Annotated in this window: 11 protein-coding genes; 6 read left to right on the forward strand and 5 right to left on the reverse strand. The window is 39.5% G+C overall.

The window, feature by feature from the left end:
• Nucleotides 1-11 precede the first annotated feature (11 nt).
• Nucleotides 12-632, reverse strand: coding sequence for an L-threonylcarbamoyladenylate synthase (locus MWU56_RS03370; RefSeq protein WP_247042248.1), 621 nt, complete (start codon nt 630-632; stop codon nt 12-14).
• 321 nt (nt 633-953) lie between these two features.
• Between MWU56_RS03370 and MWU56_RS03375 the strand changes: the two genes are divergently transcribed.
• The gene (locus MWU56_RS03375; protein ID WP_247042250.1) at nt 954-1,439 is read left to right on the forward strand and encodes a hypothetical protein; all 486 of its coding nucleotides are present in this window, start codon (nt 954-956) and stop codon (nt 1,437-1,439) included.
• 17 nt (nt 1,440-1,456) lie between these two features.
• Here MWU56_RS03375 and MWU56_RS03380 read toward each other — a convergent pair whose 3' ends face one another.
• A complete protein-coding gene (locus MWU56_RS03380; protein WP_247042252.1) occupies nt 1,457-3,685 on the reverse strand; it encodes a hypothetical protein in 2,229 nt (742 codons plus the stop codon).
• Between the two features lie 146 nt (nt 3,686-3,831).
• Complete coding sequence (locus tag MWU56_RS03385) at nt 3,832-6,162, reverse strand: ATP-dependent helicase (RefSeq protein ID WP_247042254.1); 2,331 nt, start codon at nt 6,160-6,162, stop codon at nt 3,832-3,834.
• 137 nt (nt 6,163-6,299) lie between these two features.
• Here MWU56_RS03385 and MWU56_RS03390 point away from each other — a divergent pair, with 137 nt between their 5' ends.
• The 5 genes from MWU56_RS03390 to MWU56_RS03410 all read left to right on the forward strand — a co-directional run bounded on the left by MWU56_RS03390 (nt 6,300) and on the right by MWU56_RS03410 (nt 11,210).
• Entirely contained in the window at nt 6,300-6,842 is a 543-nt protein-coding gene (locus MWU56_RS03390; RefSeq protein WP_247042256.1) for a DsrE family protein, read from the forward strand.
• Nucleotides 6,843-6,854: 12 nt separating this feature from the next.
• Complete coding sequence (locus tag MWU56_RS03395; RefSeq protein ID WP_247042258.1) at nt 6,855-8,141, forward strand: amidohydrolase; 1,287 nt, start codon at nt 6,855-6,857, stop codon at nt 8,139-8,141.
• Nucleotides 8,142-8,236: 95 nt separating this feature from the next.
• Nucleotides 8,237-9,802: an FMN-binding glutamate synthase family protein gene (locus MWU56_RS03400; protein ID WP_247042259.1), complete on the forward strand. Its 1,566-nt coding sequence runs from the start codon at nt 8,237-8,239 to the stop codon at nt 9,800-9,802.
• Nucleotides 9,803-9,839: 37 nt separating this feature from the next.
• Nucleotides 9,840-10,613, forward strand: coding sequence for a hypothetical protein (locus MWU56_RS03405; protein WP_247042261.1), 774 nt, complete (start codon nt 9,840-9,842; stop codon nt 10,611-10,613).
• Between the two features lie 75 nt (nt 10,614-10,688).
• Entirely contained in the window at nt 10,689-11,210 is a 522-nt protein-coding gene (locus MWU56_RS03410; RefSeq protein WP_247042264.1) for a hypothetical protein, read from the forward strand.
• Between the two features lie 3 nt (nt 11,211-11,213).
• On the opposite strand, the gene MWU56_RS03415 is transcribed toward MWU56_RS03410, so the two are convergent.
• Nucleotides 11,214-12,128 (reverse strand): patatin family protein, encoded by a 915-nt coding sequence (locus MWU56_RS03415; RefSeq protein ID WP_247042266.1) that lies wholly within the window; start codon nt 12,126-12,128, stop codon nt 11,214-11,216.
• Complete coding sequence (locus tag MWU56_RS03420) at nt 12,125-14,215, reverse strand: M1 family metallopeptidase (protein WP_247042268.1); 2,091 nt, start codon at nt 14,213-14,215, stop codon at nt 12,125-12,127. The genes MWU56_RS03415 and MWU56_RS03420 overlap by 4 nt, the downstream gene beginning before the upstream one ends.
• Nucleotides 14,216-14,226 lie beyond the last annotated feature (11 nt).

Consider the following 14,226-nt stretch of genomic DNA (forward strand, 5'->3'; position numbering starts at 1 on the left):
GCTTTTTTTATTTAATAAATTTCCAAACTTCCTTTCCCCTCTCGAATGACTTCGGGTTCATCACCAGAAAGATCTATAACCGTAGAAGCTACATTATCTCCATAACCACCATCGATTACAACATCTACAAGGTTTTGCCATTTCTCAAAAATAAGCTCTGGGTCGGTAGTGTATTCCAAAACATCATCGTCGTCCCTAATCGAAGTAGAAACAATAGGATGTCCCAACTCGGACACCAGTGCCCTAGCAATGGCATTGTCCGGCACACGAATACCCACTGTTTTCTTTCTCTTAAAATCTTTTGGAAGATTATTGTTACCCGGAAGGATAAATGTATAAGGCCCCGGAAGGGTTCGTTTTAAAATCTTAAAGGTAGAACTGTCAATCTGTCGAACATAATCGGATAAGTTGCTTAAATCCGCACATATAAAGGACCAGTTCGCTTTTTCCAATTTTACTCCCTTTATTCTTGCAATACGTTGCAATGCCTTTGAATTGGTAATATCACAACCAAGACCATACACTGTATCTGTAGGGTAGATTACAAGCCCTCCTTTCCTAAGCACGTTGACAACTTTCTCAACTTGTTTAGGATTTGGATTTTCTTCATAAAGTTTTATCAGCTCCGCCATCAATAAAAAATTAAGTCAAATACATTAAAGACCTACAACAAAGATACTACTTATTGCCTCTAATCAGATAGATACAGCCATCCACCAAATAGGTTAAAGCGCTCCCATGTTTCAAAGCCCGTTAAGGCAAATACCCCATTCATCAATCCATATGGGTGTTTGGTTGATTTTGACCATAATTATTGAAATAAATCATTCATTTTTAAGAAAAAGTGTGCTATGAAAGTATCAATAAACATTCTTTTTATATACATCGCAGTGCTAATGCTTGTAGTACGCTGTCAAATTAGTAATCGTAATTCCAAGATGAAAAAAATTGATATGAAGGAAACTCTCGCAAAATTGGACCAGTTGATGGTTCAATTACATCAAATGAATGCTCCGGATTGTGAAGACTTGGATGAAATCGTTACAATAAACGAGAAAATGAGAAGAATGATTGAAAACGTAAGGTCGGTTACAGCGTTTGATGATCTAGTAAACAGTTTCGACCAGAACAATCATAAAATGAACTTCTCTGTTTCCAACGATGGAAACTTTGGTGTTTTCTCTTGGCATTCCAAAATGGATTGTCTGGGAATTCATATTAAAAATATAGCACTTTATAAGACTGACGGACGAATTGTCGCTTCATCGTTGTACGGAGAGCCAATGGCTTACTATAAGATAACTAGTATGAATCTTAACAAGCACAAAACCATATATCTGCTAAAAGGAAGTTCATCTATAAAAGCATCGGATTCTATACTAAAAACATACACAATAACCAATGGCGATTTGGTAGAGTCAAGAATCTCACTACAGTAAATAGATTCAAGAAATGACTATTTTCCTAATCTATCGGCTTTTTCATAAAACCCAATATCATCCAATACAATAACTCCAAGAGAGTCCTTATCAAATACCAAATGAATACTTTTTAGTTTATCCAGTTTCAGACTATTATTTTTCTTTACAAAAGAAGATATCGGAACATAACAACTCTTGAGTTGGGTCTCGGTTTCTTTACCAATCATATCCTTATCCAAAAAATCAAACTTAGTGAACTTGGTTTTTATTTTACCCGGAAGCCTATTTTCTTCAGACAACTCAACTGAAGCCATATTATCCAAACTATCTTTAAGAACTATACTAAAATTAAACCCTGTTTTTTGTGTTTCAGCTTTTTCATCTTCTTGATTCCTGTTTTTTAACTCGGAAATATCTCCCATTGCTATGGAAAATGCCAGGGAATCCACTGAACTAAAATCCGAAATAGTTGGTAGTACAATGCTATAAACTGGAATGGAATCGTTATCGACGTTTGTTTTATGGTTCCAACCAAGTACTAAAGCATTGTTCTGTTGGCTATCTCCATCTCTAGATTCCAATTCCATCTCGCGCCAGACTTTTAAGTTTTCGGCCATCAGATTGATACCTCCGGATGCACTGGTTACATCCATATCATCTTCAAAATTCACCAATATATTTTTGTACGTATCCGCATACTGACTCAAATAATCTTCTTTGGGCAACCAATCATTAACCAAATCCACATTTTTAAACATCGGCAGGTAATTCTTATTCCCTTTAAGCACTGCCTCTGCAAAACCACTAACATAGACTTTGGCCACTTGGCGCTGTTCTTCACCACTGACCAAAGGCTCAAGATTGAGCAACCATTTCATTGGAGCTCCAAAGTCTGACCTTCCCCAAGAAGAATTGAACTGGCCATGGTTTGCATGGTTCATATAGAGCCCCGCCTTAAATCCATTAAAATCATCAGAAAAATTAAGTCTATGATAAGGACGCATTCCCCAGAAACTAGTCTCATCGGAATCATATGCGCCTTGAATAGTCAAATAATTAATGTTCTTTAAACTGATCTCTCTATTGTAGCGATAGTCGGTGGGAGCAATCGTAATAACTCCTTTTATTCCATAATTGAAATCAAACTTTTGGTTGCCGTTGTCAGGAAATCTATCCAATGTATTAAAAGCTGCTGCAATGGATACGGCCTCCCCTCCTCTGGAATGTCCAACAAGAACAATATTGTCCATATCCACCTTACCCTTAAGCTCGGCACGCTCTCCATGGTTCCACTTCTCCCACAGTTCCAAATGTTTAAGTAACATCCATCCCCTAGTTGGCATTTCCTTCCCACGAAAATCACCGGACCAATGTCCATTGATAAAGTTTTCATCCACAGACACCCCTATTACTCCTCTACTGGCCAAGAGTTCACCAAGGTAAGCATAACCGCCATCCGAATAATCAATCATGCTGTGGTTTCCGTGCACCATCATCACCATAGGAAATGGCCCCTCACCTATAGGCATATAAACCCTTGCGTTCAATGGAAAACTATCCACTCCAAATCCCCAAAATTTTTCGCGCCACTTCTTCTTTTTCCCTTTCCATTCGGGAAGTAATAAAGTGGCATCTACTGTTGGTGTTTTTATTTTAATCCCCTCTGCAAATTCTGATCTTTTTTGATCTGTACCGCTTCCATAGGTAAAAACTTCCACATCAAAATTTCCTTTTATTGATGGATCCTCAACACCCATTTCACTCAAAGAGATAATATCTACCGCTTTACTGTTTGTTGCTGTATCTATATAAGGGTCTCCATCCAAGGAATTGAATCCATAAAACCCTACGGCCACAAGCACTAAGCTCAAAACTACGAGCGTGCCTCCTACTTTTACATTTTTCGTTTTGATGATTTGCCAAACACCCAAGGTGAATAATACCAAACAGGCAAAGCCAAACAAAGCAAGACCATAAAACAGAACCGATGGCCAACGAAAGGCGAACATGCGCATGATGTACAATACCAAAAAACCACTTAAAACTGTTGTGATTAGTGACAAGGGCACTTTTTGTGCCAGTGGTCCCATCCAAGTAAGCAATACTTTTAATATTACAAGCAATACAATACCTAAACCTATACCTGTAAGCATAGTTACCCATGCAGGGTACCCTAAGGCATAGTGATAACCAGCTACTCCAAAAAGCACTATTATAAGGATAGCAACAGCAAGAAATACAGGTTTGAGAAATAATTTTTTCATAAGGCGAGGTTAGTTGGTTTGGTCTAAATATTATGGCTAACAGCCTTGAATTTAAACAATTTTAACCACTCGAACCTATTTCTTAAAATTAAATAGGAAATCGCTAAACCAGTGGCACCTATATTAAAAAAAAGCCTATAAATGTTTTAACCATTGTCTAAAACCTCAAGTTTGGCAAAACGAAGAAGTAATTTTTTAATCCCCCCTTGATCAAAGTGAATTTCTGCTTTTCTATCATTTCCAACGCCTTCAATGTTGAGTATTTTTCCTCTTCCAAATCGAGTGTGGTTCACACGTGCCCCAGTGACCAGTGCAGGGTCAATGTCCATAGTTTTAGTTGGTGAAGAAATTTCCGGTTTCAATTTTCTTAATTTCCGCAACTGGTTTTCATTAGGCTTTTTAACACTTGGAGGGGTGCCATTTTTGGGTTTTATTTGCCTCAATTTACTTTTATCAACCTCCCCAAAAATGTCCTTGTTGATTGTGGATTTATACCGATACCCATCATTTAGGGGTGTTAAGTTCTCCACGTATTGTTCCTCTATTTCCTCCAAAAACCGACTAGGTTCGGCATCGATGAGCTTGCCCCATCGGTATCTGTTTTGGGTATAGGTGAGAAAGGCTTGTTTTTCTGCTCGTGTCAAGGCCACATAGAACAATCTTCGTTCTTCCTCCAGTTCGCTTCGGGTATTCATGCTCATGGCAGATGGAAACAAATCCTCTTCCATTCCAACAATATATACATAAGGAAACTCTAACCCTTTGGCCAAGTGAATAGTCATAAGGGCTACCCTGTCATCATCATCGATATCTTTGTCCATATCGGTGGCCAGGGCCACATCTTCCAAAAACTCGGTGAGGCTTCCCGTAGCATCGGCAATTTCTTTTTGCCCTTCCACAAAATCTTTGATACCGTTCAATAGCTCTTCGATATTCTCCATCTTGGCTATTCCTTCTGGAGTACCGTCCTTTTTAAACTCCAAAAGCAGGCCTGTTTTCTTGGCTACATGTTCTGCCAAGATAAAAGCATCCGAACCTTCATTCATTATCTGAAAGCTCTTGATCATAGTCACAAAATCGGTCAACTTACGCTTCGTTCCTGCGTTAATGTTCAAATTGAGCTTATCCAAATGTTCTACTACCTCATAAATCGAACGATTATAATGATTTGCTGCCACTACAAGCTTATCTATGGTGGTTTGACCAATGCCCCTGGTCGGAAAATTGATGACACGTTTAAGAGCCTCCTCATCCTTCGGATTGATGATTAGCCGTAAATACGCTAGAACATCTTTGATTTCTTTTCTTTGGTAGAAAGACAAACCTCCATAAATACGATAGGGAATATCGCGTTTACGCAGCGCATCTTCAATGGCCCTTGACTGTGAATTGGTCCTGTACAATACGGCAAAATCCCCGTTTTGCATTTGGTTCTGCATTTTATTCTCAAATATGGAACCTGCAACATACCTACCCTCTTCCGCATCTGTAACACTGCGATGGATTTTTATGAGCCCACCATCATCATTGGAAGTCCAAACATTTTTCTCTAACTGATTTTTATTGTTTGCTATAATGGAATTGGCAGCGTTGACAATATTTTTGGTGGAACGGTAGTTTTGCTCCAACCGATACATGCCCACATTGTCATAATCCTTTTGAAAATTCAAGATATTACTGATGTTAGCACCTCGGAAGGAATAAATACTCTGTGCATCATCCCCTACCACACAAATATTCTGATATCTATCAGAAAGTGCTTTTACAATAAGGTACTGTGAATGGTTCGTATCTTGGTACTCATCAACCAATATATAACGAAAACGGTCTTGATATTTCATCAACACTTCAGGGAAACGGGTCAATAGCTCATTGGTCCGCAACAAAAGGTCATCAAAATCCATGGCACCAGCCTTAAAACATCTATCCACGTAATTTTGATAAATCTCCCCCAGTCTTGGACGCTTTGCCATGGCATCGGCCTCCATCAACTCTGGATTCTGAAAATATGCCTTAACGGTGATCAAACTATTTTTATAAGATGAAATCCGGTTCTGTACCTGTTTGTATTTGTAGATATCCTTGTCCAATCCCATCTCCTTGATGATTGCAGCGATCAAACGTTGAGAGTCTTGCGTATCATAAATGGTGAAATTGCTCGGGAATCCCAGTTTATCACCATCAAAACGCAACAATTTGGCAAAAACGGAGTGGAACGTTCCCATCCAAAGGTTCTTGGTCTCGGAACTACCTACGATTGTGGCAATACGTTTCTTCATCTCACGTGCTGCCTTATTGGTGAAAGTCAATGCCAAAATATTGAAGGAATCCACTCCCTGTTCCATCAAGTGGGCTATTCTATACGTTAGCACCCGAGTTTTACCCGAACCTGCCCCAGCAATTACCATCAGAGGTCCATCCTTGTGCAGTACGGGAGCGCGCTGCGCATCATTCAAATCATCTATAAAATTACTCAAGGGCCAGTAGCTTTTAAAAGTAAGTGTGAAATTAGCCAATATAGAACTTTTGCTAAAATGAAGCTTTAAATATTTATAAACACTGTTCTCGGATTTGGCTTGAATTTTAAATATATTTAAACCCTTAACTAAAAAAAATGATGAATCTTAAACACTTTTCTTTGTTCGTATTAATTATTATTGGTTTTGCTGGGTTTGCACAAGATAAAAAGTCCGGTCCGGTAATAGAAGGGTACGGTCAAGTTTGGGCCATAGAAAACCCTGATTTCAAAACCAACACTTCACAAGAGTTTAAAGTAGCCTTTGATGTAAAGGACGGGCCTGAGTCCGATACCGAAATCAATATAAATTTTGATACCGTTGCCCGCTTTTTAAATATGCATGCGCAAAGTGGGATACCTTTGTCCCAAATAAAAGTAGCACTGATTGTCCATGGTTCATCTTCCAGAAACCTGCTTACTGATCAGGTCTATCAAAGCAGATATCAGGTGAAAAATCCCAATCGTGAACTTGTAGAGAAATTGATAAGTGCCGGAGTAGAGGTTATACTGTGTGGGCAATCATCTAAATCCAGGGATTTGCCCAAAGAAGATTTGGTTCCCGGTGTTAAAATTGCCCTATCCGCGATGACGGCAAGTATTCAATTGCAAGGCCAAGGGTATCGTCTAATGAAATTATAAATCAAATTGCTTATGAAAAACATTTTAGCACTTGCACTCTGCGTGGTAAGTTTATCCATGCATGCCCAAGACCGTGGGCTGGAAAAGGACATTGCAGCAGTCGAATCAAAGGTGATTGAATGGCGTCGTGATATGCACCAAAACCCTGAACTCAGCAACAGGGAGTTTAAGACTGCCGAAAAAATAGCGACCCATTTAAAGTCTCTTGGGATTGAGGTGCAAACCGGTGTTGCACATACAGGTGTGGTTGGCCTTTTAAAGGGAAACCATCCCGGAAAAGTTGTTGCCCTTAGAGCCGATATTGATGCATTGCCTGTTACCGAAAGGAACGACCTTCCATTTAAATCGGAGGTTACATCCGAATATTTAGGACAAGAAGTTGGTGTAATGCACGCTTGTGGGCACGACACCCATATAGCCATAATGATGGGGACCGCAGAGGTTTTGGCTAAGAATAAGGATAAAATCCATGGAACCATCAAATTTATATTCCAACCTGCCGAAGAAGGAGCACCTCCCGGAGAAGAAGGTGGTGCGGAACTTATGGTAAAGGAAGGCGTTCTTGAAAACCCTAAAGTAGATGCAATTTATGGACTGCATATCGGTTCTTACCTGCCTGTAGGACATATTGCTTACAAGCCAGGTGGCGCGTTGGCTGCCGCCCAGCGATTTGTGGTCAAGATTAAAGGAAAACAATCACATGGTTCGCAGCCATGGGGAGGGGTTGATCCTATCTTTGTAGCTTCCAAAATTGTGGATGGTTACCAATCCATCATCAGCCGTGAATTGGAACTGACCAAAGAAGCAGCAGTGATCACTGTTGGAAAAATCAGTGGAGGGGTGCGGAACAATATCATTCCGGAAAGTGCTGAACTCATAGGTACCATTAGAACCCTGGACTACGACATGCAAAAGCAAGTAAATGCCAGGATGAAAGAAATGGCAGAAACCATTGCAAAAGCATACCGTGCGGAAGCTACTGTGGAAATTGCCAAAGGACTTCCAATTACCTACAACGATCCAGATTTGACCGCAACATCCTTACCAAGTCTTCAAGAAGTGGCGGGAGCTGAAAATGTACATTTGATTAAAGCTATAACCGGAGCCGAAGATTTTTCATTTTATCAAGAAAAAATACCTGGCTTCTTTTACATTTTAGGTGGAAAAGACCCAAATGCAGGGCCTGATGAGCATTTCCCTCATCACACACCCGATTTCAAAATTGATGACAGTGGTTTAAACCTAGGTGTAAAAGCCATGACAGAAATTGCACTGGACTATTTGGACAGAAGCAAGTAAGATCTAAAATAACTATGAGCCCCAATATTATCTCCAGCATTTGGAATTTGAATGTTGGGGCTTGATATTTGTAGCTACTACTTCAAATTGCGCAAATGGAAGCATTCCTTGATTTTTTGGCCAACATCCCTTGGTGGGTTTGGATATTATTTTTTATCCTCTTGGTAGCCATACGTGATATCTTTTTTCAAAAAGCTCATACTATTAGCCATAACTATCCCGTAGTAGGCCACTTACGTTACTGGTTGGAGAGCATAGGGCCCGAAATGCGCCAGTATTTTGTAGCCAACAACCGAGAAGAACTTCCCTTTAATCGAATAGAGCGTAGTTGGATCTATGCATCCGCTAAAAAAGAGAACAACTACGAAGGTTTTGGAACAGATAGGGACATCTACAAACACCAGCATATTTTTATTAAGAATGCGATGATCGGGTTTCAATCACCTAAGGATCATACCAATACCAAACACCCTTACTTTTTACCTTGCGCCAAGGTTATGGGTGCATACAACCAACGTAAGAAACCGTATCGTCCAGCTTCCATAATCAATGTTTCTGCCATGAGCTTTGGTTCTTTGTCCGCTGCCGCCATTGAATCTCTGAACGCAGGCGTTGAAAAATGTGGGGCCTATCATAACACAGGCGAAGGTGGACTTTCACCCTATCACAAACAAGGCGGTGATGTTATTTTTCATTTTGGAACGGGCTATTTCGGTGTTCGATCTAAAGATGGAGGGTTCTCCATGGATAAATTAAAAGTATTGGTAGATGAAAACCCATGTATCAAAGCAATTGAAATAAAACTCTCGCAAGGAGCGAAACCAGGTAAAGGAGGGGTGCTTCCTGGTTCAAAAATTACGCCAGAACTAGCTGAAATAAGAGGTGTTGAGGTTGGAGTAGATGTTATATCCCCCCCTACTCACAAAGCCTTTTCAACAATTCCCGAACTTATGGACCTCATAGAGTCCATTGCAGAGGAAACAGGGCTTCCAGTGGGTATTAAAGGTGCCGTTGGAAAGGTGGACCAATGGCAGGAACTCGCGGATTTAATGAAAAAAACTGGTAAAGGTCCCGATTTTATAACCATTGATGGTGGAGAAGGTGGAACAGGAGCGGCACCCCCAAGTTTTGCGGACCACGTTTCCCTACCTTGGAGCTACGGGTTTACCTCTGTGTACAAAATATTTTTGGACCATGGCCTTACCGAAAGAATCGTATTTATAGGCAGCGGCAAATTAGGATTTCCCGGTAAAGCGGCCATGGCCTTTGCCATGGGGGCGGATTGTATTAATGTGGCGAGAGAGGCCATGATGAGCATTGGGTGCATACAAGCTCAAGTATGCCACACCAATAGGTGCCCTGCCGGTGTTGCCACCCAGAGTAAATGGCGACAGAGCGGTATAAATGTACCCTTGAAATCCGATAGGTTGGCACAATATTTTAACACATTTAAAAAAGAATTTTTAGAAATAACCCACGCTGCAGGATACGAACATCCTTGTCAATTTCATATGGAAGATATACAGGTAAATGTGGATGATGATTATCTTAGCAGCGACATTAGAAAGATTTACAAATACCAAAAAGATAAAGTACCATTTACCTCTATGCAAGATCTGTATCAATGTGAACATCTAGGAGGCAAAAAGGAACTTAATTAAAAACATTATAACTTACACCCAAAATTATATACTACTTATGAAAAAAATATTACCCCTTATTCTAATGCTAATTGTAGCTACAAGTGCTTTTTCTCAAAAGAAAAGTGAACTTTTTGCTGAAATTGACGTATTAAAAACGCGAGTTTCTGAAGTTGAACAGGAATTGGCCAAGGCAAAACGAGAAATATCTTCTAGCAGTGCAGAGGCAGAAGCTTTAAAATCGGAAAATGTAACCTTACGTGATGCGAATGCCACCCTTTTAGGCAACTTGAGCAACTTCTCGGAACTATCCAAAAAGAACTCTGACAACGTAGACCGTGCCATGGATGCCTTGGCAAGGAAGGAAAGACAATTGAGCGGTATCAATGATATGATTTCTGCGAACGATTCCACCGCCATTGTTTCTTTGACTCGAATTAAACAAACCTTGGGTGAAAATGCCAAAGTTGGTGTTGAGGGAGGTATTGTTGTTATCAGCAATAGTTTAAATGCACTTTTTGGTTCGGATACTTCAGCTGAGTTGACCGAAGAAGGAAAAACGTGGTTGACCGGGGTAGCCAATGTAATCAAAACCAACCCTGATTTTAAGGCCGAAGTGGAAGGTTTGAACATTACCGGAGAGTTTGGTTCCACCTACAATCAAGTGGCGGCTATTGCTACAGAACTGATTGCTAGTTTGGAAGTTCCTGCTGAAAGTATCGCAGTTTCTGCCAAGGATGGTAATTTTAAAGAAGGTATCAATATTAAATTGCAACCGGATTACAAGGGTTTTTATGCCAAAGCCAAAGAAACTGCCAACGTGGTCCAATAACCTTTCATCGTAAATACTTTTTGTGCTTTTGATACGTTCTTGGTAGTGTAAAATCAATAAAAACCAAACTACCTTATGAGTGGAGATCAAACCCTTCAGTTATTTGCTTATTTACTTCCAGCAGTTGTAACCGGTATGGTTGCTTTCTATTTTTTTAGATTACATACCAAAAATGAAGACGGACGCAGGAGATTTTTGTTGCACAAAGACTCTCAAAAGGAGACTTTACCAATTCGTTTGCAAGCATATGAGCGTATGGCGCTCTTTTTAGAACGTATGGCACTGAACAATCTTGTGGTGCGTGTTGCACCAACAGGTAAAAGTAAAAGTGATTACGAAAATCTGCTAATAAAACAAATTGAAACTGAATTTGAACATAATTTATCCCAACAAATTTACATGTCAGATTCTTGCTGGAATATAATCAAAACAGCAAAAAACGCAACAATACAGATTATACGCTCCGCTGGAATGAGTGAAACTGATTCGCCCCATAAACTTCGAGAAGATATTCTTAATGAGACCATGGAGAAAGAGTCTCCATCCAACGCAGCTTTGGCCCTTGTAAAAAAGGAAGTCACAGAACTATGGAAATAGCAACTATTCTTGCCTTTCAGGTTCGATTGGGCTAGTTTCTTCGTTCTTATTCTTGGCATATAAATAACCCCGTTTCCACCACAGCGTCATTCGTTCTTTATTAAAAATCAATGAATTTGTGGTGAGAATGGTCGGTGTATAATAGAAATTGATGATGGCATCCTTTTGATTGGCTACAAATTTCCCAATACGAATGTTCTGGTTTTCGATTCTGTCCAAAACAAACCCAAAAATCGTAGTGATCAAATCAAAAGGGTTTTTAGATGACATTCGGTTTAGATAGTTTATTTCAGTATGCAACACAACTACATCAACCTCTGTTGCACCACGGTTCAAAGCCTCCTCAATAGGTACTAGGGTCCCCAATCCACCATCGGCATATTCGCAACCATTCTTTTTTACCAAGCTCATAAAAGGTGTGTAATTCGAAGAAATCCAAATCCAATCACAAAACTCATCATAGGTACAATCATTTATGGATTTGTATTCCACCTGATTCAGCGAAAGATTGGACACTGTGACCACCACGTCCATATTACTCTCCTTTAACTCATTGAATTCTTCCACGGTAATAGATCTACGTATCAGTTTTCGAAGATTTTCACTCTCCCCAAAGGTTTTTTTTCCTTTTATAAAATTTTTGAGAACGTTCCAGTGATTGATGGCAATAGTCTCGACTCCATATTTTTTCTTGATGATAAACGGACAGTTATTAAAGATGCTGTCCTGATTAACCGAAGAATAAATATTTTTAATCTTGTCCAGTTTATTCAGTGCCAAATGTGATATTAGCAAACTGCCCGTAGAAGTTCCAACGAACAAATCGTAGTCATGCTGGGCTTCTTGAATCAAAAATTGAGCTACACCACCTGCAAAAGCACCTTTGCTACCTCCACCAGAAATGACCAATGCCCTCATTCACCTAAAGTTTTGTTCAAATATTGCTTTTCTTGCTGACTTAACAAAGGGTACAGCCCCTTAATACGTGCTACGTTTCCTTCTGCCCTTAAAAATTCTTCCAATATTTTTCGGGCTGATTTTTTAAAATGCCATACATGATGACTACATGATTCAACCAAATTTTTTAGTGTAACATCAGTAAAGCCCCCTATAGTTTTTAAGTATTGGAATGCCAGCAAACGTGTCTCAAAATGGTGTTCGGCTCCTGTATACTCACTCAATTCATCAAAATATAGCGCCTTGTCGTCTGGGTTATATTCTTGGGTCACCAAAGCTAAAGTCAACCAAAGTAGTCGAATGTTTTTATTGGGAAAACCAGTAATTTCATTGGTTTCATCAAGGTATTTGTTCCTATTTTCAGGGAAATCCGTCCATAATCGGTATAAAGCGACTTCCACAGTGGTATAGCTCTTATCTTTTAAAAGCACTTCGATATCTGTCTGAAGCGCTGTTGGTATGCTACTTTGGGACAACAAAACAGCTTGTCTTACTTTTAAGCCCTCCGATTTTAAAATATTGGTCAAAAATTCCGAGGATAACTTACCTCCGTGATTCAACAAGAGGTTTTCTTTAAGTTTATTGGATTTTATGTTACCCCAAACGCGTGTTACTATTTTTTCGGAACGCTCCGGCTCTTCCCTTAGCTTATCTTTTATTTCAAAATATTTTTTTATGGATTTGTTCTGCTTTTTTAAAAACAAAATCCCTTCGTCATATGGAAAATCTGGGTTTTCCAACCATGTTTTTTCAAAATTTGATAGATCCACACCCGAAACCTTTTCCATTACTTTCATAAAATCAGCTATGGTCACATTTTTAAAGGCGAATTCTTCAAGATAGTTTTTTATTCCTTTTTTAAAATTGGCTTCTCCTATCCTATCTCGTAGCATAACTAGTGCCCAAGCCCCTTTTTCGTAAAACGTTAAGCTGCCTGCGTTTGGATTACGAAGTGCTTCTCCCCCGTCATCTCCAGAAAAACGCTGTAAGGCGTTGGCTGTTTCCAATAAATGCCAATAGTAATAATCGTCACCAAAGATGTCCCTTTCCGCCAGGTACGCATAAAATGTTGCAAAACCTTCGTGCAACCAATGGTTTTCACTGCTAGTTTCGGTAACCAAATCACCAAACCACTGGTGAGCCAGTTCGTGGGCATTGACATTTACATAATTTTTGTCCACAAATGCCGTGGAATCTATTACATACTGGTTGGAAAAAATGGTGCAAGTGGTGTTCTCCATTCCCGCATATAAAAAATCTTGTACGGGAACTTGTTTATAGTTCTGCCAAGGATAGGCAACACCTATTTCGGTCTCCAAAAAGTCAAAAATACGCTTCGTGTATCGATACGTTGGTTCCACTTTTGAAAAATCCGTGGGTTTGTAGTACAACTCAACAGGTACGCCCGAAGTCGATTCAATAGTTTTTTTGTTATAATTTCCAATGGCAAAACCTACCAGATAGCTACTCATAGGTTCTTGCATATCAAACTGCCATAAATACCCTTTAGAATCTGGCAAAGTGTCTCTTTTAATCAAGTGGCCATTAGAAATTACGGTATAGTTTTGCTTCAATTTAATCGCAAGGTCAAATTCTACTTTTTCCATCATATCATCAAAGCTGGGCAACCAATGGCTAGTATATTTTCCCTGGCCCTGGGTCCAAACCTGTTCGTTGTTCCTTACACCATCATCCCAGCCTAAAAAATATACCGTTTGTTTTGGTTGGGCTACAAAATCCAAGGATAGAAAATACGTTCCATCTTTTTTTAGTTTCCCATTAACGGTTATTTTTCGACCGTTATAATTATAATCAACTTTTTTACCATCGAGTACAACAGATGAAAAATCAAGATCCACTGCGTCAAGATATATGGAACCCACATCTTCAATTACATCAATTTGATAGGTTACGCTACCATTTATGCGGTTTTCGAAAGGCTCGGGTTCAATCAAAACATCTGCATGTACAAAGTCAACCTTATCCTGAATTTGACCGAACAACACTTCTACAATTAGGAAAAAAACAACAATGGGACTCAGCTTCATATCATCATCTT

Source organism: Allomuricauda sp. F6463D (genome assembly GCF_023015965.1).
GTDB lineage: Bacteria > Bacteroidota > Bacteroidia > Flavobacteriales > Flavobacteriaceae > Flagellimonas.

Coding starts and splice junctions, on each gene's coding strand:
- MWU56_RS03370 (WP_247042248.1), bottom strand. CDS start 632: ATGGCGGAGCTGATAAAACTTTATGAAGAAAATCCAAATCCTAAACAA.
- MWU56_RS03415 (WP_247042266.1), bottom strand. CDS start 12,128: ATGAGGGCATTGGTCATTTCTGGTGGAGGTAGCAAAGGTGCTTTTGCA.
- MWU56_RS03400 (WP_247042259.1), top strand. CDS start 8,237: ATGGAAGCATTCCTTGATTTTTTGGCCAACATCCCTTGGTGGGTTTGG.
- MWU56_RS03405 (WP_247042261.1), top strand. CDS start 9,840: ATGAAAAAAATATTACCCCTTATTCTAATGCTAATTGTAGCTACAAGT.
- MWU56_RS03395 (WP_247042258.1), top strand. CDS start 6,855: ATGAAAAACATTTTAGCACTTGCACTCTGCGTGGTAAGTTTATCCATG.
- MWU56_RS03390 (WP_247042256.1), top strand. CDS start 6,300: ATGATGAATCTTAAACACTTTTCTTTGTTCGTATTAATTATTATTGGT.
- MWU56_RS03375 (WP_247042250.1), top strand. CDS start 954: ATGAAGGAAACTCTCGCAAAATTGGACCAGTTGATGGTTCAATTACAT.
- MWU56_RS03380 (WP_247042252.1), bottom strand. CDS start 3,685: ATGAAAAAATTATTTCTCAAACCTGTATTTCTTGCTGTTGCTATCCTT.
- MWU56_RS03410 (WP_247042264.1), top strand. CDS start 10,689: ATGAGTGGAGATCAAACCCTTCAGTTATTTGCTTATTTACTTCCAGCA.
- MWU56_RS03420 (WP_247042268.1), bottom strand. CDS start 14,215: ATGAAGCTGAGTCCCATTGTTGTTTTTTTCCTAATTGTAGAAGTGTTG.